Genomic DNA, 20,319 nt, shown 5'->3' on the forward strand with positions numbered 1-20,319 from the left:
CCAGTGCCTAAGGAAAGGGGCCGTTGGGGCGGGTAGGCCAAACAAATACGTATCTTTGCTCAGTTTACCTACCAGATAACCCAACGCGATTGCTCTTTTTTAGCGCGTAACTACCGATCTATTCTACATGAGTGTCTTATTGTCGATTGTCATGCCTGCCTACAACGAAGAAGCCTGTATAGCCGACGTTGTAGCGATGTGGTCTTCTTTGTTGACTAAGCAATTTCCGACTGAAACTACGCGCTTAATTGTGGTGAACGACGGCTCCCGCGATCGTACGGGGGCCATCCTTGACGAAATTAAACCGGATTTCCCTAACCTGATCGTCGTGCATCAGCCCAACGGCGGCCACGGCAACGCGGTGGTCAACGCCTACCGGCAGGCGGTCGCCATCGATTCGGAATACGTTTTCCAGACCGACAGCGATGACCAGTTCGTCCCCGAAGATTTTGCCAAGCTGTGGGCCAAACGGTTCGATACGCCTTTTGTGCTGGGTTGCCGCGAGGTTCGTTACGATGCGCTTGCCCGCCTGGTGATCACCCGGATCCTGCGGTTGAGCATCTTCCTCATCTACGGCACGTACATCAAAGACAGTAACATTCCGTTCCGGCTCATCCGGGGCAGTTACCTGAAGAAGCTGCTGGCACAGTTGCCCACGCCCACGCCCTTTGCCCCCAATATCTTCCTGGCGGTGATGGCCAAAAAAGCCGGCAATAACCTCTTCAACATTCCCATTACGCACAAAGAGCGGCAAACCGGCACGGTGTCGATCCTGAAATGGAAACTGCTGAAGGTCTGTTTCCAGAGCTTTAAAGAACTGGCTCAGTTCCGCCTGGATCTCGGCCGGAAAGTAGCCGCGCTGCGGAAACCCGAACCGGTTGCGGCTTAATCCCATTCCCTCATCCTGCCCTGATGAGGTCTACTCACGTTTATTGCGCCTTCCTCTGGGGCTAAGGCATTTCACCCATGCATACCAAATACGTTATTATCGGCTCGGGCCCAACCGGGCTGGGCGCTGCCTATCGGCTCAAGGAACTAGGCGTCACGGACTTCGTTGTCCTGGAAAAAGAGAACCGGATCGGTGGCCTCTCCAAGAGCTTTGTCGATGAGAAAGGGTTTACCTGGGACGTCGGCGGCCACGTGCAGTTTTCGCACTACAAATACTTTGACGACCTGATGCTCAAGGCATTGGGCGAGGATGGCTGGCTACGGCACCAACGCGAATCGTGGGTCTGGATCGAGAATCGGTTCGTGCCCTATCCGTTCCAGAACAACATCAAGTACCTCACCCCCGAAACCATGTGGAAGTGCCTGGAAGGCATCATCCACGTGTATAAGAACCCGACCACGCAAAAGCCCAAAAACTTCCGCGAGTGGATTCTGCAAACGTTTGGGCCGGGTCTGGCGGAGACCTTCATGTTCCCCTACAATTTCAAGGTGTGGGCCTACCCCACCGAAGAAATGAACGCCGTTTGGGTGGGTGAGCGTGTGGCCGTGACCGATCTGGGCCGCGTTACGAAGAACATCCTCTTCGATCAGGACGATTTCTCATGGGGCCCCAACAGCACGTTCCAGTTCCCCAAAGAGGGCGGTACGGGCGGTATCTGGGAAGCCGTGGGCAACCTCATCGGTCGCGACAAGATCAAACTGAACGCGACGGTGAAGACCGTAATCGGTCCCGAGAAAACGATCGTGCTGGCCGATGGCGAAACCATCACGTATGATCACCTGCTCAGCACCGTCCCGCTCGACATCTTCACCCGGCACGTAGAAGGGCTCGACCCCGCCATCGTGGAGACGGCACAGGGCCTGAAACATTCGTCGACCAACGTGGTGGGCATTGGCTTGAAAGGCAAACCGAAAGACAGCCTGAAAACCATGTGCTGGATGTACTTCCCCGAGTCGAACAGCCCGTATTACCGCGTCACGGTGTTCTCCAACTACAGCCCCAACAACGTTCCGGATTCGGAGCAGTACTGGTCGCTGATGACTGAAACGAGCGAATCGTCGGCCAAGCCGGTCGACCGCGAAAAGCTCATCGAAGACACCATCAAGGCGCTCATCGAAGACCAGCTGATCGAATCGGCCGACGATGTGGTATCGACCTTCCACAAGGCCTTCGATTACGGCTACCCAACGCCGTCGGTCGAGCGCGACGGTATCCTGAAGCAGGTACTGCCCGCTCTGGAGCCCTTCGGCATTAAATCACGTGGGCGGTTCGGCGCCTGGAAATACGAGGTCAGCAATCAGGACCACTCGCTCATGCAAGGGGTCGAATGGGCCAACCGCGTGGTCAACGACGTACCTGAATTGACGCTCTTCTTCCCCGATACGGCCAACGCCATGTGGGGTAAATAGCCTGCGGTTCGTTCGCTTCGCTGCCAGCAGTCGTGGGTAGTGTTAATCGAAACAGTCTGTAAATTAGCCACCTACCCCACTGACTGATGACAGCGAAGCGAATGACCAATGAGTAATGCCATGCGAAAACCCGTTTGGTGGCTGGCGGGTGCAGGACTAGTGCTCGTACTCGCCTGGCTGGGCTATCGGTCCGTTCGGCAGGCGCAGCAAACGCTGGCCGCCAGCGTTCCCCCCGACGCCCAGTTGATTATTGAAAGCCGCGACTTGCAACAGCCGACCCGCACGGGGCCGCGGGCGATGTCGCTGCAACAGCTACCCCTCTTTAATGTAGCTCTCAGCCGGCTGCAACGACTGCTCAACGCCGTCGATTCGACGCAGCAGAAAGCGTTTTTACAGAACAAAGCCGTTCGGTACTCGCTGCACCCCGTCTCGAAAAACACGCTGGATTTTATCGTGTACGTACCGGTACAGACCACCGACGGGGCTTTTCTGGCGCAGTTACAGCAGCCCGATCCCAACCGGTTTCGGGTGCTTAGCCGGGAATTCGACGGGCAAACCATCTACGAACTGCGTGATCTGAGTAACCGGGTATATGGATCGTTCCTGTTGCGCGATACGTACCTGATCGGTAGTCCGTCGGGCGTTTTGCTCGAAAACGTAGCCCGCCATTTAAGCCAGTCGTTCCGCTCCACGTCGGGCATCACCTTCCCGGCCGCGGCCGATAATGTCGCCAGCGTCTACATCCGCCCCGACGTGCTCAGCGGGCTGGTGGGCGACCCGAAGATCAGTTCCTCATTGCTGCGCGTGTTCATTCCCGAATCGCTCACCTTCCAGTTTCGGCGGTCGGCCTCGCCCACGCACTGGCTGGGGTTTGCCTCCGATCCGCTCGGCAACCGGCAGACCGTCGCCAACCTCTTTGCGGGCCAGACGCCCCACCGCATTCGTAACAGCAGCCTCATTCCCCAGCAAACGGCCACCTTTTACCACATCAGCCTCTCCGATGGCCCCCGATTCGGGCAGGCCATTACGCAATTGCTCGAATCGGGGGGTACCGACCGGCTGAAAAAACGGCTGGTCCGTATCCGGCCGCTCCTGCCCGACTTTTACCAGGCCCTGGCGGGCGACTTACTGCTGTGCCGGATGGAGGCCAATACCAGTGCGGCCGGGCAGGTACTGCTGCTGGAAGCCCGCGACGCCCGCCAGTTGGCCCAGACCCTGCAACGCATTGCCTATCAGCTCGCGCCGGGCGCCCGGCGGGCTACGCCCCGCCCCTTTCTGCGGCATCAGCTGCTCCCACTGCCCGTCGATGAGCTACCCGCCACGCTGTTGTCGTCGCTCTTCGCCGGTTTTCCGCAAAGCTGGATTACCCAGCATGGCTCCTACGTACTGCTGGCTAACTCGGAAGAGGCGCTGCAAACGTACCTGCTGGCGCTGGATGCCAACAGTGTCTGGGCGACCGACCGCCGCCTGGGCCCGCTGGTGAGCCAGACCCTGCGCCCCGCTCACCTCACCACTTTCACCCGCCTCCCCCGATCGGGCTCGGCGTTTCTGGCGCAGTGGCCCGCCAGCTGGCAGGCGCTGCTGGGCCCGGCCCCCTTTGCCAACGTCGACAACGTGGCGTATCAGGCTACCTATGGCCGGGCGAATGTGCTGTCGACCCTGGTGCTGGGCCGGGGCACTCAACGCTCCGACACCAGCGTGCTGAACCGGCTGTTGCTGCGCAAGCGGATTCCGTTCAACGCCAGCCTCATCGCCTCGCCCGTCGTGGTCGGGCGGCTCTCGGACCCCGCGGCACAAATCTGGGCGCAGAACAGCGCCCGGCAGTTTGTACTGCTGACGACCGAAAAAGACAAGATCGTGCAGGACACCACCGATGGCGCCATCCAAAGTAATGTGGTCGCCATTGACTGGCGCAACAACGGTCGGCTGCAATATGCCTTCATGACCCGGCGCTCCCTGTACGTCGCCGACTTGGGCAACAAGCGGGTGCAACTGCAACGGCTTGGCCTACCTGAAGGCATCGAAACGGCCTACCTGGCGCTACCCAAGGGCAGCAGTCGGCAACCTGATCTGGTCGCGCTGATGGCCCACCGCAACGGCTCCATCTACGCACTTGACCGCAAACAGCAACGGCTCATCCGGCTGTTTACCCCGCCCAGGCCCGCGCCACTGCTCCTGCCGTTTCAGGTGATCGATCAGGATGGCCATTTGGAAGTCCTTGGCTTACAGCAGACTAACTTTATTAATCGCTGGGTTATGCAGGCGGATAAGCCCGTGGCGCAGGCGGCTCATTTTCCGGCCAACCTTAACGTACCCAACGATAGCCTCCGCTTTGCTGGGCCCTGTTTATGGCTACCGGCGCAACGGCAATTGGCGGCAATCAGCCAATCGGGCAACCTGTATACGCTGAACGAAGCCGGGCAGGTCGTCGGCCGCAAGCAGTTGTACCGGCCCCTGCGCGGGGGGCAGTTCCGTCTCTTCCCCGACGCCGAACAGACCGGTTACCTCATCCTGCGCACCACCGATGCCGACCTGGGCGTGCTCGATGCGGGCGGCAACCGGCTGTTTGAACTCCGCAACCTGCACCCCGACCAGACCCACGTGCAATACCACCGGCTGGGGGCGGGTGTCGAAATCCTGGCCGTCAAATCGGGCGGATTCACGACCCTCTACGACCGAACCGGCCAACGCATCGGCGACCGGCCCATCCCCAGCGACTTCCCCGTCACCCTGCAATTCGATGATCAGGCGGGCGAATTGTATATTGTCAGCAGCATTCAGAAAGCCGTGCAGCTTTTTAGCATTCGTATCCAATGAAACTACTCCGCTATACCGTCCTTGTTGTCGCCAGCCTGCTGTGGTTGGGCGGCTGTTCGCGAACGGTCATGCACGAGCTGTATCAAATCGGGTTTATTCCCGACGACTATCGGTTCGGCGATTTATACCGGCTTTCCAGCCTGTCGCAGTTCAAAGAGCCGGTGACACCCTGCCCCGCCTCGCCAACGTACCCGGACACCGCCCGCACGGACGTCTACGTGCTGGGCGACAGCTTCACCGAGCCGGGCCGGTTGGCAAAAGCCGATCTGCCCGTTCGCTCGCTCCACTATTTCCACTGGGATCACGACCTCAACCGACACGTACAACTCGACACCACCCACCGGAATGTGTTGGTGATTGAATCGGTCGAGCGGCATTTCCGGCAGCACGTAGCAGTCCCACCCACGCAGAACATTCTTGTCGTTAGCGATACAATTGGAACGAACGGTCAGCATCAACAATCGGCGCAGTGGGGGACTATGCTCATCGACTGGATCAAAGCGACGGGGATCGAAGACCGGCTCGAAACCACGCTCTTCAGCCGCGACCTGTTTTTGTGGTTCCGCGAAACCAAAGCGGCGCTTACGCTGGCGCTCTTCAACCGACACAACGATAAGGTCGCTTTGTCAACAGACGGCCAGGCAATCTTTTCGGAACTGGAAGTGAACAACCCGGAAACGTCGGCCTTCACGCCCCTTCGGGATACGTACCTGGACAGCCTCGTGCATAACCTGAACGTAGCTGCCGACCACTACCGTAAGGCTGGTTTCGACGAAGTTATTTTGTCGATCATACCCAACAAGGTAACCCTGCTGGAACCCAATCGGGGCACCTACAACCACCTGATCGAACGCATTCAGCAACACCCCGGTCTCCACCTGACGGTCATCGACACCTATACTCCCTACCGCCGCAGCCGGTTACCGCTGTACGCCAAAAGCGATACCCACTGGAACTGCACGGGTCGCGCCATCTGGCTCGATGCCCTACGCCAGCGGCTCTAGACGGTCGCCCTCACCGCGCAGTTGTGCTGGCTAAAACCGGCCCTGCAACAGACATTGATCGGTGCGGGCAAACAGCAGCGAGTAGAAGCTGAAATCGGCACAAAGACATTGGCTACCTCCGTGCGTTGCTGCAAACCGGCGTGCGGGTGGAGTTTGATAGTGCGTTTCGCTGGAAGGCGGGTGAGCCAAACCAGCCATTTGCGTGGCAGGAAGCCCTGCTCCCTGACTTTCCCAATCAGATCACCGTTGGCATGGATGCCTTCCGAAACACCTACTGGCATGCCTACGGCAGCGCACCGGGGCTGACGTACCTGCTAACGACCTTCCGCGACGAACTCAGCCACCGTGGGCTAGCCAATTGCTGGAATCGCCTGCTGATCAACAACCCGACGGCGCTGTGCACCTGCTGTCAGCCGCTCTAAATGCCCATTCCGCTTTTCGGTTCATTGGGTAGCAGGCTCCAGAAAAGTAGCAGCCGTTGTTACCGCCGGTATACACCCCAGCGGCAACAACGGCTGTCTTTTGTTCATTGGGTGCTACGAACGGCACGGCGGCAGCAGGCCTGTCGTACGTAACCATTTCGCCCAGGTACGTCATCGAGGGGCTTAGTCAGCCATCCTGCTAACGCGGGCCGGGTGCCCGTTACTTTTCGATCAGTACATTGTCGGCGGTGTTGCTGGTGAACGTATTGGCCGTACTGAGGTCGGTGTTGGCCGAAGCGCCGTAGCTCACAAAAACACCGTAGCCACCGCTGTTGCTGATGCGCGTTTTGGTGATACTCATGGCCGCCCGGGTGCCGTAAATGGCCACATTGGCTTTCTTGCCCGACACGATAGCAACGCTCCCCGCATGGCTGACTTCAGCATGGTCCAGCGCGTTTTTGTTGTTGGCCGAGTAGCAGATGATCCCCCGCCAGTAGCCCGCCGTGCGGTTGGCGCCCGTGAAGATCACCTTGTCGGTCTCCGTTCCTTTGGCCGACAGATACCCGCTCGTGTTGACCAGGATCGTTACGTCGCGGTTCATTTCCAGGGTCACGCCGGGGTTGAGTTTGAAGCCCGCGTTCACGCTCAGGTCACCCGTCAGGCGGTAGGGCGTTTTGTCGGTAAAGCCGGGCCACACCACTTCCTGCGCGCCGGTTATGGCCGAGGGCGTTACCTCGACTACGTCGCGGCCGTTGTTACCTTTGAACGTCGAGGCCGGGTCGAGTTTGGCCACGTTGGCGGCGTCGAGCAGGATACCCGCTTCGGTGTGGTTGGTAAAGGCGTTTTCCTGAAACTCCCGCAAAATCCCCCCTTCATACACATACACGCCATAGCCGTCATTTTGGGCAAACTGGGTGTTTTTCAGCGCAATCTGGGCCTTGCTCCCACCCGACATAAACAGGGCGGCCTTGGTCGTACTGTAGAGCGGGCGGCTCCCGGCATGCAGCACGTCGACGTATTCCAGCACGTTGGCGTTGCTACCCGAGTAGAGCGCGATGCCCACCCAATAGCCTTTGGTTTTCTGCACGCCCATTAGCTTGATTCGCTGTTGGGCGGTTCCTTTCGCGATCAGCAGCCCACCGCCGTCGTTTACGTTTACACGCACGTCGCGCTCAAAGGCAATCACCACGCCGGGGTTGATGGTCAGTTCGCTCGTTACGTCGATTGATTTCGTCACGATGTAGTCGGGCAGGTCGGGGTTGGCGATCCGGTCGATGAGGTTGGTTTTGACCGTGATGTTACTGGTAATGGCAATCGGTTCGGCCACCGACGCGGCCACCACGACCCGGTCGGTTGCTTTGCCATTGGCGCTGCTGACGGTCAGCTCAATTTCGTACTCCCCTACCTCATCGGCTTTGAACGTTGGTTTGACGGCCGCCACGTCCGACAACGTGATGGTGCTCTTGGCGGGCTTGCGAACGATCGTCCACAGGTACGTCAGGGGTTTGTTGTCGGTATCGGTCGAGGCCGAGCCGTCGAGCGTCACCGTTTGCCCGACCTGTACCGGCTGATCGGGCCCGGCGTTGGCCACCACCGTGCCCACCGGCCGAGGGGTGGTGTCGGTCTCTTTTTTGCAGCTACTTACTAGTAACAAGCTGGCTATCAGCCATAACAGCGACCATCTGTTGGTCAAACGAACGGGTTGGGAATAGGTGTATAGTATCGTTTTCATGCGCGGGGTGGCAGTGGCTGCCGATTTGTTGTTTACCGACACAAACGTACCCGGCCCGCCCGCCAGGCCGGGCGGCCAACCTCGATGAAACGGAAAATCCCGACGGTGAAACGGCGCAGGTGCGCGGCCACCCGCCCTGGGAACGTACCTGGCCGCCGGGGTACCGCCTTGAGCCATCGCCGGGTTAAAGGCCCGTTGCAGTCATCCGGGCTGCGCAACGGAGGCGCAGCCCCGTGGTGAGTAAGGCACGGCTGTTTTACCGCATGAGCTACCAAAAAGGACGATTGACCGACGATTGCCTTCGTCCCGCGGGCCGCGTATCCGTGCTTTGTGGCATCAACCAAAAACAACAAATCGATGAACCGCCTATCCCGTACCCTGGTGCTGGGGCTATTAACCCTACTGCCGTTCGTGCAATCGTGTAAAAAGAGCAACCCGATCGATCCGCAGCCAACGACGCCCGCTACCGAAGTCGCCGGGACCTACCAGCTCACCTACGCCCAGGCCCCGTCAGGTACGTTGTCGCTGACCGATTATTCGGGTACGATCAACGTGACGAGGGTCGACGACAGCTCGGTCAACCTGCGGCTGCTGATCGTGGAGAAGGCGACAAACGAGCAGAGCGACGTCGACCTGGGCAACGTTGAGTTGCTCCGGCAGGCGGGTAAAATCCTGCTGTCGGCGGATGGGCAGCAGGCGGGCAGCTACCAGAACGGCACGATCGAGGTGCTGGGCCATTCGCCGGACGGCACCCTTACGCTCCGTGGCAAACGCTAACCCCAACGCGCCCTGCTATCGACCCCTACCCGCTGATCATCAGGCCGATTAGCCATATTTGTTTCCAAATCAACGCTATTTTTAACAACTTTATCGATTGCCTAACTCCCTGACCTTCTTCTGCCATGACCTACGAAGTCTGGTCGCCCCTTTTTCTGGGTATGGTGCTGTCCATGCTGCTGGCCAATCTGGTGCAGTGGTTCATGTATCGCGAGCGGATCTACGGCCTATACACGCTGTATACCACGGTTTGGGCCGTTTATTTCACCATTAACCATATTGAACTGCCCAAAAACATCAGCAACGTGTACAAGGTCCTGCTGTCGTATTCGGGCTATATACTATACCTGGAACTGGCCAAACTCTTCCTCGATCTGAGCCAACGCCCCCGGCTGCGGCGCTGGATCGGGTGGGTGCAGGTCGCGCTGCTGCTGTACATTCTGACGAAAACGTATGTGTATCTGTTCACCGATTTCTGGCAAACCAACCTGCACAGCCTGTTGCTACAGCCGGTGCGGTTCTCGCTCATGGGCGTGGGGGGCTACATCATCGTTACGTTCTACCGATCGAAGGACACGGTAGCGCGGCTGTTTGTGGCGGGCACGGCGTCGCTGCTGCTCAACCACCTCATTACCACCCTACTGCTGATCCGGTCGCCGAACTACAGCTTACAGATGCCGTTCTGGCAACATCCCGATCTGTTTGTGCAGATGGGCGTGGTGTTCGACCTCATTTTCTTTGCTTTGGGTATCTCCTACCGGCACCGGCGCGAAGCCGTGCGAAAGGCCGTGGTGGAAGAGCAACTGGCCCGCGAGCGCGAGCAGCATCAGCGCGAACACCTCGAAGCCGCCCTGTCGCTTGAACGGCTCAAGCAGGAAAAAACCGAGGTGCAGATGCGGGCGCTGCAAAGTCAGATCAATCCGCATTTTCTGTTCAACAGCCTCAACTCGTTGTCCTCGCTGATCGACGAAAGCCCGGGGCAGGCGGGCGATTTTGTCGACGAACTAAGCAGCGTTTACCGGTATCTGCTGCGCACCAACGATGGCGAGCTGACCACCGTTGGCCTGGAACTGCGGTTTATCCAATCGTATTTTCACCTGCTCAAGACCCGCTACGGGCGGCGGGTTCGCCCCGACGTGGCGGTGCCCGACACGTACCTGGAGGCTCTGCTTCCGCCGCTGACGCTGCAACTGTTGGTAGAAAACGCCGTCAAACACAACATCGCCCTGCCCGATCAGCCCCTCACGATCCGCATCGGTATCACGCCCGACGGGCAGTTGCTGGTGGAAAACAACGTGCAGCGCCGCCCGATCCGGGTTGAGTCCAACGGGGTTGGCCTGTCGAACATCACCGACAAGTACCGGCTGCTCAACCGGGCCGAGCCGCGCATCGAAGAGGTCGACGGCTGGTTTCGGGTTACGTTACCGCTGCTCCACACGCAGCAGGCCGTGCGGACGGTCGTTCCGCCGCGCATTGGGAACAAATAACCCCAGTATTGCCCCCAAACGTACCCAACCGGGCCCGGTATAGGGGCAAGTGCGGCCGATCTACGTCAGGTTACAACAGACGGTCGGCTGGGAGCCGGTTCAAGTCGACCCAGTATTGGCTCAGCAACTCCATGGTTCGCCGTAACTCGGTAATGTCTAACGGTTTGACCAGGTACGAGCAGGCCCCGGCTTTGTAGCAGGCCAGTACAAACTGCTCGTCGGTACGATTGCTGACCATTACCACCGGCACTACCTTCCAGCCCGGCCGTTGTTTGAGGCGTTCGAGGGTCTGGGGACCGCTCAGTTTGGGCATATCTACGTCCAGCACAATCAGGCTGGGCAGGGGCGGATTCTTCGTCTGATCAATGTGTTGCATCAGGTCGAGCCCATCCGCGAAAAACCGCACCGGATATTGAGGCAGAAATAGTTTGAAAACCTGCTGCACCAGAAAGAGGTAGTCAGCCGCATCATCAACCACGTAGATCATAGCATAGGCAACAACAGGGGGCTCCGATTGGCAACCCGAAGCCCTTCGTCGAATTATGAGTTATTGTACTGCTTGGGGAAGCTGATTACAAATTCCGTACCCATGCCCAGCTGACTGGTCACTTGCAGGCGCGCTTCCAGCAAGAGGGCCAGTTGCTGCACGATGCGCAGCCCGATACCCTCGCCCCTCAGGGCAGTCCAGCCGGTTTCGCCCCCGGGCGCGGGGCGGGCGTCGGCCACGGAAACGCCCGCGTTCCGCTGGCTATTGGTGTTCAACTGAGTCACCAGCTCAGGATCGAGGCCCGGCCCGGTATCGCTGACCGAACACCACCACCGCTCTTGGGTCGGCTCGTCGCCCCACCGAAGGGTCACCTCGCCCCGATGCGTGTATTTCAGCGCGTTGATGACCAGGTTCTGCACCATCCGGTGGATATGGATCGGGTCGCCCTCCGTGGTCAGTGTCGCCGGGCCGTCGACCCGCAGTTGCAGCTGCTGCTCGTCAGCGATGGGCTGGAATCCCTGGCCTATTTTCTGAAGCAGCTCGCTCACGTCGACGGTTTCGAGTTGCCGCTGTTCCTGACCGGTCTCCAGCCGGGCGTAGTCTAGCAGTTCGGTCAGCATGCTTGTAGCTTCTTTCACGTTGCGGAGCGCCATGTCCATCATCTGCGACCGTTCGGCCTCCGAAGCCGCGATACTCAGCAGTTGCAGCGACCCGGCAATCACCCCGAAGTTGCCCCGCAGGTCGTGCGATACCGCCCGCAGCAACTCGGTACGGTGCTGCAACGACGCCCGCAGCTCCGACAGCGCATCCGTTGTCTGGCGCGACTCTTTCAACTCGCTCAGCCACTGCTGATTCTGCGCCTGTATCTGTTTCAGGCCGGTGATATCGAGGCCCGTCAGCACCACCCCGTCGTCCTGACGGGTCACCGAGATCGCCACCCAGCGGTCGTTGGTCGGCATGGGCTGCTCGCGGTAGACGGGCTCACCCGACTGGTGCACGTGCCGGAGAATAGCCAGTGTTTCGTCGCCCCAGAGCAGTTCACAAAACCGGCTGGTCGACTCGCCCAGCAGGGTATCCAGTGGCTGCCCGAAAAACTCACTTAGTTTCCGGTTACCCACCGCCAGCCGAAAGTCACTGACCTGCTCGGGGCTGGCCTCGTCGCGAACGGCTTTCAACAGCCCAATGGCCGCCGGGGAGCTGTCCAGCACGGCCTGTAGGTTCTCGGCCGTTTGCCGAATCTGCTGCTGCGCTTCCAGTTGCTCCGAAATATTGAGATCGACGCCCATCACCCGCGTTTGTGGCCCTTCGCCAATCACGCCGGCCTTGATGCGTAGCGTCTTGACCCTATCCCCCACCTTGATGCGAAAAATCGAGTTGAACGAGTTCTCTCCCTCATGCAGGTACGTGATCAGGCGGCGGGCTTTGTCTTTGTCCTCCTCAATGGCGAACGTTTCGTACAGAGCCGGTTGAATCGGCTGATCGGGGGCCAGCTCGAACAGCCGGTACATCCCGGCCGACCACGTAAACTGCTGCTGCTGCCGGTCATACTCCCAACTGCCCACGTTGGCGAGTTCTTCGGTCTGCTGCACCAGCGTTTGCTGTTTGAGCGTTTCCAGTTGCAGGCGTTCGAGGGCCAGATACAGCCGGGGCGCCAGGTCTTCGAGCAGGTCGATTTCGTCGGCGCGCCAGGCGTAGGGTTCCTGCTTGTAGAGCGTCACCACGAAGCGCCATTGGCCGTCGCTCAGCATGGGCGCCAGCAGTTGAGCCCCCTCGTCCAGGCGTAGGTACGTCTCGGCCGGGGCGACGGGGTGGGCATAGGCCTGCCTGTCGTTGACGACGATCGGGCGGCCGTCCCGGAACTGATGCACAAAACCCGGACTGATCAGGTCGCTCATGCGCCAATCGCCGAGACTGTCGGGCAGGTCGGGGTGGTGGACGTCGTAGAGTACCGTAGCCTGATCGGCCGCTTCATCGACGCGGGTGAAGGTGAGGCGCGAGGTGCCGAAGTAAGCGGCCATTTTTTCGCCGACCACCTTCATCACATCGTCTGAAACGGTCAGGTGCGCAAACACTTCACTCACGTCGGCCAGAAAGACGGCGTTGGCTTCGCGCCGCTTGCCCTCGGTGATGTCTTTGAAAACGAGCGTAAACAGGCCGTTATTCAGGGGGCCAACCGACGCCGCGTAGGCATCATACCAGCGGTCGATGGATTCGGCCCGGCTTTCAAAGCGGTACGTTTCGCCCTGCAACGCCACCCGGCCATAGCGTTCGATCTGCCACGGCTCCAGGTCGGGCAGCAACGCGCGGGCGCTGTGTTGCCGGGCCGCCTGAGCGGTGATGCCGGTCATGGCCGTAAAGGCCGGGTTCACGTCGACCATCCGGTAATCGACGGGTTGCCCGGCCTCATCGACAATCAGCTGGCAGAGGGCAAAGGCCTCGTTGACCGCCGAAAACAGGCTGCGGTATTTTTCTTCCGACTCCCGCAGATTGGCCTCGGCCCGCGCACTTTCGACGGCCGCCCAGGTACGTTCGGCGGTTTCTTCCAGCAGGGCCAGCTCATCATCCGACCAGTTGTGTGCCTGCTGAAAATGGCCGAACAGAATGGCCACCAGTTGCCCGCCCTTCAGTACGGGTACGTTGACGGTCGTGCCCACCGGCCGAATGGGTCCCGCTTCGTTTTCGGCGGATGCGCGCGTAGGGTCGCTGGCGACGTCATCGTGTACCAGCGTATGCCCCGCCTGTAGTTGAGCCAGCAACGCCGGGCTGACAGTAGTCGTGTAGCGGTCGGCGGGGCCATCGGGATACTGGCGCGACATCACCACAACCTGACTATCGGGCTGCACCTCGGCGTAGTCGACCCGGCTGGCTTTCAGGTGTCGACACAGCAACCGGCACGCCTGGTACTGAATGTCGGTGGGGTTGGTCAGCGGGCGCAGGATGTCGGTGAGGGCCAGCAGAAACGCCTGTTGCTGCTGACTCAGCCGCAGGGCTTCTTCGGCCACTTTGCGCTGGGTGATGTCGATAAATGTGAGCACGATGCCGTTGATCCGGTCTTCGGCCGTCCGGTAGGGCAGCACCCGCATGATAAACAGGCGTCCCTCGCCGGTCTGCACTTCCCGCTCCACGGGTTGCAGCGTGTCCAGCACGGCTTCGGCATCGGCCTGTAACTGCTGGTAATCGAGCCGGTTGGTGATGTCGGTGAGGGGGCGGCCAAAATCCGACGGAATGAGGTTGAAAATCTGGCGGGCCGCCGGGGTAAACAGGTTGACCCGCAGGCTCCGGTCCAGAAACAACGTGGCGATGTCGGTGGAGTTGATGAGGTTCTGGAAGTTATTGCTCGTGAGCGACACCTCTTCCACCTTGACCTTCAGTTCCTGGTTGACGGTCGTCAGTTCTTCGTTGATCGACTGCAACTCTTCTTTACTGGTTTCCAGTTCTTCCGCCGCCGAGCGCAGTTCTTCGTTCATGGCCTGCAACTCTTCGTTGGAGGCCTTCAGCTCTTCGGCCTGTAGCTCGTGGTGTTCGTTGGAGGCCCGCAGTTGCGTTTTGGCGCGAATCAGCTCCTGTTCCAGCTGGCGGGCCACCGGCTCCACCGAGGTCAGCACGTTCTCGACGGTGTCGGGCTCGGCGTTGACGGGCTCGAAAATCACCAGAAAGAAGCCCCGGGCGGGGTCGCCCTCTCGCAGCACCGGGCGCACGTGAATCGTGATGGTTTCGAGGCGATCGCCCTGTTGCAGCCTCAGGTTGCGGACGTCGACGTTGGTTTGCTGTTGCTGGGCCTGATAAAAGGCCGTGCGCAATTCGAGCCGCAGCTCGGGCCGGATGAGCTTCAGCAGGTTTTTCGAGGGTTCGCCACCCGCCACGTGCAGGTAGGCACCGGCCCGGTCGGAAATGTGGAGGATGTCGTATTCTTCGTTGACGATGATCGAGGGTGGCGCATACTGTTCCAGCAGTTGCTGGTGCAGGTCGCCGTAGTTCATCCGAATGGCGGGCCGGTTTTCGGTTTCAGCGATGGGCTCCAGCGACCGTTTTTTCTCTTTGGCCAGCAACGGCGTCGACTCCGGCACGGGATACGAGCGGGTGGCCACCTGCCGGCTCTGGTAGAGGTGATGCTCGCGGCTGACGGTGGCGTAGAGGTCGTTGGACCCATCGACGGTCTCCGACAGCCCGAGCACCAGGTAGCCGCCCGGTTTGAGCGCAAAATGGAAGGTTTCCATCACCCGCTCCTGCGCGGTATGGTTCAGGTAGATCAGCAGGTTGCGGCAACTGACCAGATCGATCCGGGAGAAAGGCGGGTCTTTGAGAACGTTGTGGTTGGCAAACAGCACCATCTCGCGGATTTCCCGGCGGATGCGGTATTCATCGCCTTCTTTGGTGAAAAAGCGGCGCAGGCGTTCGGGCGATACGTCGGCGGCGTCGTTGATGGTGTAGAGGGCCTCGCGGGCAATGGCAATGGCTTCGTCGTCGATGTCGGTGGCAAAAATCTGCACCTTGGGGGCGTCCAGCACGTCCATCGTTCGTTCGGCGCAGAGCATCGCCAGCGAATAGGCTTCTTCGCCGGTAGCGCAGCCCGCCACCCAGATCCGCAAGCCACCCTGCGCCCGGGGCCGGGTCAGGGCGGGGATGATGTCCTGTTCGAGGGCGGTGAAGACCGCGCTGTCGCGAAAGAAGTTGGTTACCGAGATAAGCAGGTCTTTCAGCAGCGCCTGCGTTTCATCCACGTTTTCGCGCAGGAAAGCAACGTAAGCCGGCAGATCGGGCAGGTTACGAACGTGAATACGTCGCTCCAGCCGACGCAGCAGCGTGGGGCGTTTGTAGTTGGAAAAGTCGTGCCCGGTACGTAGGCGCAGCTGGGTAAACACCTCCCGCAGCGCCTGTTGCTGATCTTCGGGCCGGTGCTGGGCTTCCAGCTTGATCTCGACGGTGCCCAGGCTTTGCCGGTAGGCCAGCAGCCGGGCCGGAATCTGGCTCACGGGCAGCACTTCGTCGACCAGGTCCGTGGCGATGGTGTTGCGGGGCATTTCGCTGAAAGCCGCCTCCCGCGGATTCTGCACAAACACCGCCCCCCCTTTTTCCTTCACCCGTTTGATACCCATCGACCCGTTGGCCCCCGTGCCCGACAGAATCACGGCAATGGCCTGCCCACCGTGCGATTCGGCCAGGGTACGAAAGAAAATATCGACCGGAGCGCGCCGCTCTTCAATGCTGGTATTGGGGATGACCAGCAGGTGGTCATCCTCCATTTGCAGGTGCTGATCGGGCGGGATGACGTACACGTGGTTGGGCAGCACCTGCGTCTTACCGGTCACCTTCGTAACGGGCAGCGGCGTCACCCCCTGCAAGATCTGGGTTAGCTGACTGTCGTAGTCGGGCGAGAGGTGCAGAATGACCACATACGCCATCCCGGAGTCGGCCGGCACGTGCTCCATGAAGGTACTAATCGCTTCGACGCCGCCCGCTGATGCGCCGAGTCCCACAACAAATAGCCTGTCGGCCTCGGGTTTGTCGGGCGTTTTGGTCGATGTTTTTCGTTGGCTCATGGTTCGGGAAGGTTTACTCATTGGTTATGTGGCGTCAGGATGCCGGTGGGCTGTCGGCAACGGGTTCGGGCTGGTCGATGTTTTCCTGACTCAGCGTCTGCTGGCTTAGGGCCACCCGCCGCACCAGGTCGATCCGCTGTTCAGCTTCCTTGGCTCGTTGAAAATAGAAAGCGGCCTGCCGGGGCTGGTTGGCCTCGGCGTAATGGTCGCCAATATGGTTCATTAACATGACACTTTCAGCCATGCCGCGGATGGCGTCGTAGAGGCGATCTTCAACGGCCTCGGTGAGGGAGGCCAGCAGGGTATCGGCCGAGTAGGCGTGCCCGGTATGACAGCGAAACCGCGACAATGTCCCTTCTTTTAGCACCGTCAGCACACCGTGGCATTCCGGGCAGGTGAAGGGGCTTAGCTGACCAAACTCAAAAATAGGGGTATCCAGCGCTTTTGCTTCGGCGGCAATCCCAATTTCGATGGCCGTTCGTTTATCGTCGGCGGGGCTGACCGGGGCCGCCTCAGGTACGTCCTCCCCTACCAGGCGGGTCAGCGTTGTGGCCAGGCGCGCGATCGGCAGGACATAATCGACCGCCACTTCCCGAATAGCGCTTTCGGGCATCGACGGCACCTCGGCTTCGGCGGGGTCCTGCACCAGCGCCAGCCCGCCCCGTTGTTTGATGGTCCACAGGCCCGCCGTTCCGTCATCGAGCGCGCCCGTCAGCACCACGCCGATCACCTGATTCCCGTAGATGTAGGCAGCCGAGCGAAAGAGCGGGTCGATAGCGGGGCGGAAGCGGTTCTCTTTCGGGCCACGGCTGACGCGCACGTAGCCGTCTTCCAGCAACAGATGATGGTCGGGCGGGGCAATGTAAATATGATTGGTCTGAATGAGTTGGCCGTTGTAGGCATTCGTTACGGGTATCGTCGTTACGCGCCCCAGCACATCGGGCACGATCCCCCGCCCCGACGGCGCAATATGCCAGACCACAAACACGGACGCCGCCAGATCGGGCGGTAGCGCGCCAATTAATTTCTTCAGTGCGTCGAGCCCACCCGTCGAGGCCCCAATAACAATGATCGTTCGCTTCTTCATACCGGCAGCACAGCTAGTAACACGCCGCTTGCACGCAGTGAGCTGAGTGTAATACGTAGGCAACAGCGTTTACCAGTTACTTACTGGCTACACGTATAGATGTTTGCAAAGATTAGCCTGAATGGGGCTAGTCGCATGGCTTTGCGCTGGCAAACGCAGAAAAAAAGGAGCCGGATACGGGCGGCTGGCAATCCTTTTTTGCGGGCTAGCGGGTTGTCAAGGCGTTTGCTTAACACCCACGCATACGTAGCCACCAAGCCAAAAAACCGCGCCGGCGGGCGCCAGGGCGGTTTTCTGATTCACTTAACGGGCGATCACGCCTACCAGGTCGTGGGCAGGAACGTGCTGACGTTGGTGTCGCCCCGGTTGAAGCGCACCACGATGGTCGGTTTGCCGCTGCTGCCGGTTTGCAAGGTGTAGTAATACGTCTGCGCCTTCAGTTCGGAGCGCTCCATCTTCCGGTCGATGTTCTTGCTGGGCGCGCAGGCATAAAAGCCCCGATAGTGGCCCTCGGTGGGCGTGGTGGTAAAGGAGCCGTCGGCTTCGTTGAAATTGACGCTGCCTTTTTCGTAGGTAAAGGCCTGCGTGCGGCAGTTGCTGTAGTCGTTGGTCGAGGCCACGAAGTATTTCTCATAGGTGCCGTTGGCTTTAAAGTCAAAGACAACCGCCAGTTCGAAAGGCTTACCCTGATAGGTGCCATCGTACGACCAGAAATCAGCCATGGCAAACGAGCCATACATCCATTTCCCGACGGCCTGCGTATCCACGTGGCCACCGGGCAACACGTCGGCGTTTTGTTTACAACTGGTACTGAGGGCTGCTACCGACAGCAGCCAAAAGAGGAGCTTTTTCATTCGTATAACGGGGTTGTTGTTTACAGCCCCAAAATTGGCCCGGTGCGCTTTCGTCCGAAACGCCAACGCCAATGAACCGGAAAAAGCGGCCCATGAACCCGCGCAATCCGGCCGTGCGGCTGCCAGTCGAAACGGCCCAGGCCTTGCCATCTAGGCCGTATTGCTGAACTTGCCGCTTCTTTTGCGCTCGTTTGTGTATGCTTTTCTCGTTCCGACTCTTCGCGTCGACGGCGCTGGCCGGCCTGTTATCGGGCTGCGCCAGTGTCAGTTCCCACACCGACATCATGGAGCTGAACCGTATCTACCGGGTACGGGCCAACCAGACCCTGTACGTTGCCGACCGGCAAGGTTCCGTACAGGCCAAACGATTGCAGCAGCCCGCCAGCGCGGCCCTCTACAAACGGGCCGACACGCTGTTCGCCAGCTTTGTGCCCCATACGCTTGCCCCGGCCGACCAGAACCCGCAGACGCTCGATCGGGCCGACTCAACGGCGGTTCTGTTTCTGAGCTACACCCCGCGCATCAAAACCGTCGAGGAGAAAAGCCCCTGGTTTTATTATCAGCTGACCTCGTTCGACATCGACCTGTTTACCATTCCGTTCAAGTACCGGTTTCCCACCGCCGCCCGGCCGGGGCAGCTGGCCACCAATGCCAACATCGGCCTGTATACCGGCATCCGCTACGATCAGGGGCGATTCCGGAACATCTTTTTTCGGGGCGAACGGCGTTCCGACGTGGAGTCGTTCAGTTTTGGGCTGGGTACGTTGGTGAGTATCAATCCAGTGGTGGTCAATGAATTCAACACCGACGGACTGGTTACGGGCGAATACGAAGCGTTGGGCGTTAATTACGGGCTGGCGGCGATCGTTGGCTACAAGGGCCTGACGGCGGGGCTGGCCCTTGGCTTCGAAAACCTGGCCGACCGCAACAACCGCTATTGGGTGTACCGTCAGCAGCCCTGGCTCGGCCTGACCGTCGGGATCAACATCAACTAGACCGAGATCGCCGAGGGGTACGTTTCGCCGTTTACCGATTATCGGCAGCTACCGCCCATAAATCGCCATTTTTTCCAAAAAACGGGCAATACCTGCAGTTTATCGAAAAGCTTCATATGATTCTTTATAGAGGGACAACCTTTGGGTCATCAATCACGAAGCACACGCGAAACCGCCCCCAACCCATGTACGCCATCCCGTCAACAAAGCAGACTCTCAGCGACGAACTCGTTATCCAGAACTACTTCACGACCCGACCCAGCTATTGTTTTGAGTTGCTGTACAACCGCTACCAGCAGAAGGTGTACCGGCGCTGTCTGTCAATGACCCGCGACGCCGAACTGGCCCAGGATTACGCCCACGATATTTTCATCCGCATGTTTTCCCGGCTGGACAAATTCCAGGGTCGCTCATCCTTTTCGACCTGGCTGTATTCGATTGCCTACAACTACGTGCTCGACCAACTGCGCCTGACCAAACGCCTGCCAGTTGCCCAGTTGGACGAAAGCTACGAATACCCCACCTTCCGCCAGGACGACGGTGCCGAAACGCTGGAAGCGAGCCTGCAACAGCTGGGCAAAGCCATGAGCAGCATCTCGAGCCAGGACGCCAGCATTCTGCGGCTCAAATACCAGGATGGCCTCGACGTGCGGCAGATTGGCTCGCAGCTCAAGATTCAGGAAAGCGCCGTGAAGATGCGCCTCAAACGCTCACGCGACCGGGTGAAGCGCCTGTGCGACGTAGCCTACTAACCCACCT

Annotated in this window: 14 protein-coding genes; 9 read left to right on the plus strand and 5 right to left on the minus strand. The window is 59.6% G+C overall.

The window, feature by feature from the left end; translation table 11 throughout:
- The first annotated feature begins 127 nt into the window (after window positions 1-127).
- From FAES_RS16050 to FAES_RS16070, 5 genes are all read left to right on the plus strand, one after another.
- Window positions 128-889, plus strand: a complete 762-nt coding sequence (locus tag FAES_RS16050; RefSeq protein WP_015332292.1) for a glycosyltransferase family 2 protein — start codon at window positions 128-130, stop codon at window positions 887-889.
- Between the two features lie 77 nt (window positions 890-966).
- Window positions 967-2,358: a protoporphyrinogen/coproporphyrinogen oxidase gene (locus FAES_RS16055; protein ID WP_015332293.1), complete on the plus strand. Its 1,392-nt coding sequence runs from the start codon at window positions 967-969 to the stop codon at window positions 2,356-2,358.
- A gap of 120 nt (window positions 2,359-2,478) precedes the next feature.
- A complete protein-coding gene (locus FAES_RS16060) occupies window positions 2,479-5,175 on the plus strand; it encodes an NHL repeat-containing protein (protein ID WP_041259052.1) in 2,697 nt (898 codons plus the stop codon).
- Window positions 5,172-6,179 (plus strand): hypothetical protein, encoded by a 1,008-nt coding sequence (locus FAES_RS16065; RefSeq protein ID WP_015332295.1) that lies wholly within the window; start codon window positions 5,172-5,174, stop codon window positions 6,177-6,179. Before FAES_RS16060 ends, FAES_RS16065 begins: the two co-directional genes overlap by 4 nt.
- Before the next feature lie 125 nt (window positions 6,180-6,304).
- On the plus strand, window positions 6,305-6,601 hold the full coding sequence (locus FAES_RS16070) for a hypothetical protein (protein ID WP_015332296.1): 297 nt from the start codon (window positions 6,305-6,307) through the stop codon (window positions 6,599-6,601).
- Between the two features lie 220 nt (window positions 6,602-6,821).
- Here the strand turns inward: FAES_RS16070 and FAES_RS16075 are convergent, their stop codons facing one another.
- The gene (locus FAES_RS16075) at window positions 6,822-8,510 is read right to left on the minus strand and encodes a PKD domain-containing protein (protein ID WP_015332298.1); all 1,689 of its coding nucleotides are present in this window, start codon (window positions 8,508-8,510) and stop codon (window positions 6,822-6,824) included.
- 180 nt (window positions 8,511-8,690) lie between these two features.
- Between FAES_RS16075 and FAES_RS16080 the strand changes: the two genes are divergently transcribed.
- A complete protein-coding gene (locus FAES_RS16080) occupies window positions 8,691-9,110 on the plus strand; it encodes a hypothetical protein (RefSeq protein ID WP_015332299.1) in 420 nt (139 codons plus the stop codon).
- A 125-nt stretch (window positions 9,111-9,235) separates the two neighbouring features.
- Window positions 9,236-10,597, plus strand: a complete 1,362-nt coding sequence (locus FAES_RS16085) for a sensor histidine kinase (protein ID WP_015332300.1) — start codon at window positions 9,236-9,238, stop codon at window positions 10,595-10,597.
- A 70-nt stretch (window positions 10,598-10,667) separates the two neighbouring features.
- Here the strand turns inward: FAES_RS16085 and FAES_RS16090 are convergent, their stop codons facing one another.
- The 4 genes from FAES_RS16090 to FAES_RS16105 all read right to left on the minus strand — a co-directional run bounded on the left by FAES_RS16090 (window position 10,668) and on the right by FAES_RS16105 (window position 18,565).
- A complete protein-coding gene (locus FAES_RS16090; RefSeq protein WP_015332301.1) occupies window positions 10,668-11,084 on the minus strand; it encodes a response regulator in 417 nt (138 codons plus the stop codon).
- Window positions 11,085-11,137: 53 nt separating this feature from the next.
- A complete protein-coding gene (locus tag FAES_RS29625; RefSeq protein ID WP_083891494.1) occupies window positions 11,138-16,624 on the minus strand; it encodes a CheR family methyltransferase in 5,487 nt (1,828 codons plus the stop codon).
- A gap of 34 nt (window positions 16,625-16,658) precedes the next feature.
- On the minus strand, window positions 16,659-17,711 hold the full coding sequence (locus FAES_RS16100) for a chemotaxis protein CheB (RefSeq protein ID WP_015332303.1): 1,053 nt from the start codon (window positions 17,709-17,711) through the stop codon (window positions 16,659-16,661).
- Between the two features lie 320 nt (window positions 17,712-18,031).
- Window positions 18,032-18,565, minus strand: coding sequence for a hypothetical protein (locus FAES_RS16105; RefSeq protein WP_148289379.1), 534 nt, complete (start codon window positions 18,563-18,565; stop codon window positions 18,032-18,034).
- A 197-nt stretch (window positions 18,566-18,762) separates the two neighbouring features.
- Between FAES_RS16105 and FAES_RS16110 the strand changes: the two genes are divergently transcribed.
- Together FAES_RS16110 and FAES_RS16115 are read left to right on the plus strand one after the other, a co-directional pair.
- Entirely contained in the window at window positions 18,763-19,560 is a 798-nt protein-coding gene (locus tag FAES_RS16110; protein WP_015332306.1) for a hypothetical protein, read from the plus strand.
- Window positions 19,561-19,745: 185 nt separating this feature from the next.
- A complete protein-coding gene (locus FAES_RS16115) occupies window positions 19,746-20,312 on the plus strand; it encodes an RNA polymerase sigma factor (protein WP_041257958.1) in 567 nt (188 codons plus the stop codon).
- The last annotated feature ends 7 nt before the right edge of the window (window positions 20,313-20,319 follow it).

This window comes from Fibrella aestuarina BUZ 2, assembly GCF_000331105.1.
Taxonomy (GTDB): domain Bacteria; phylum Bacteroidota; class Bacteroidia; order Cytophagales; family Spirosomataceae; genus Fibrella; species Fibrella aestuarina.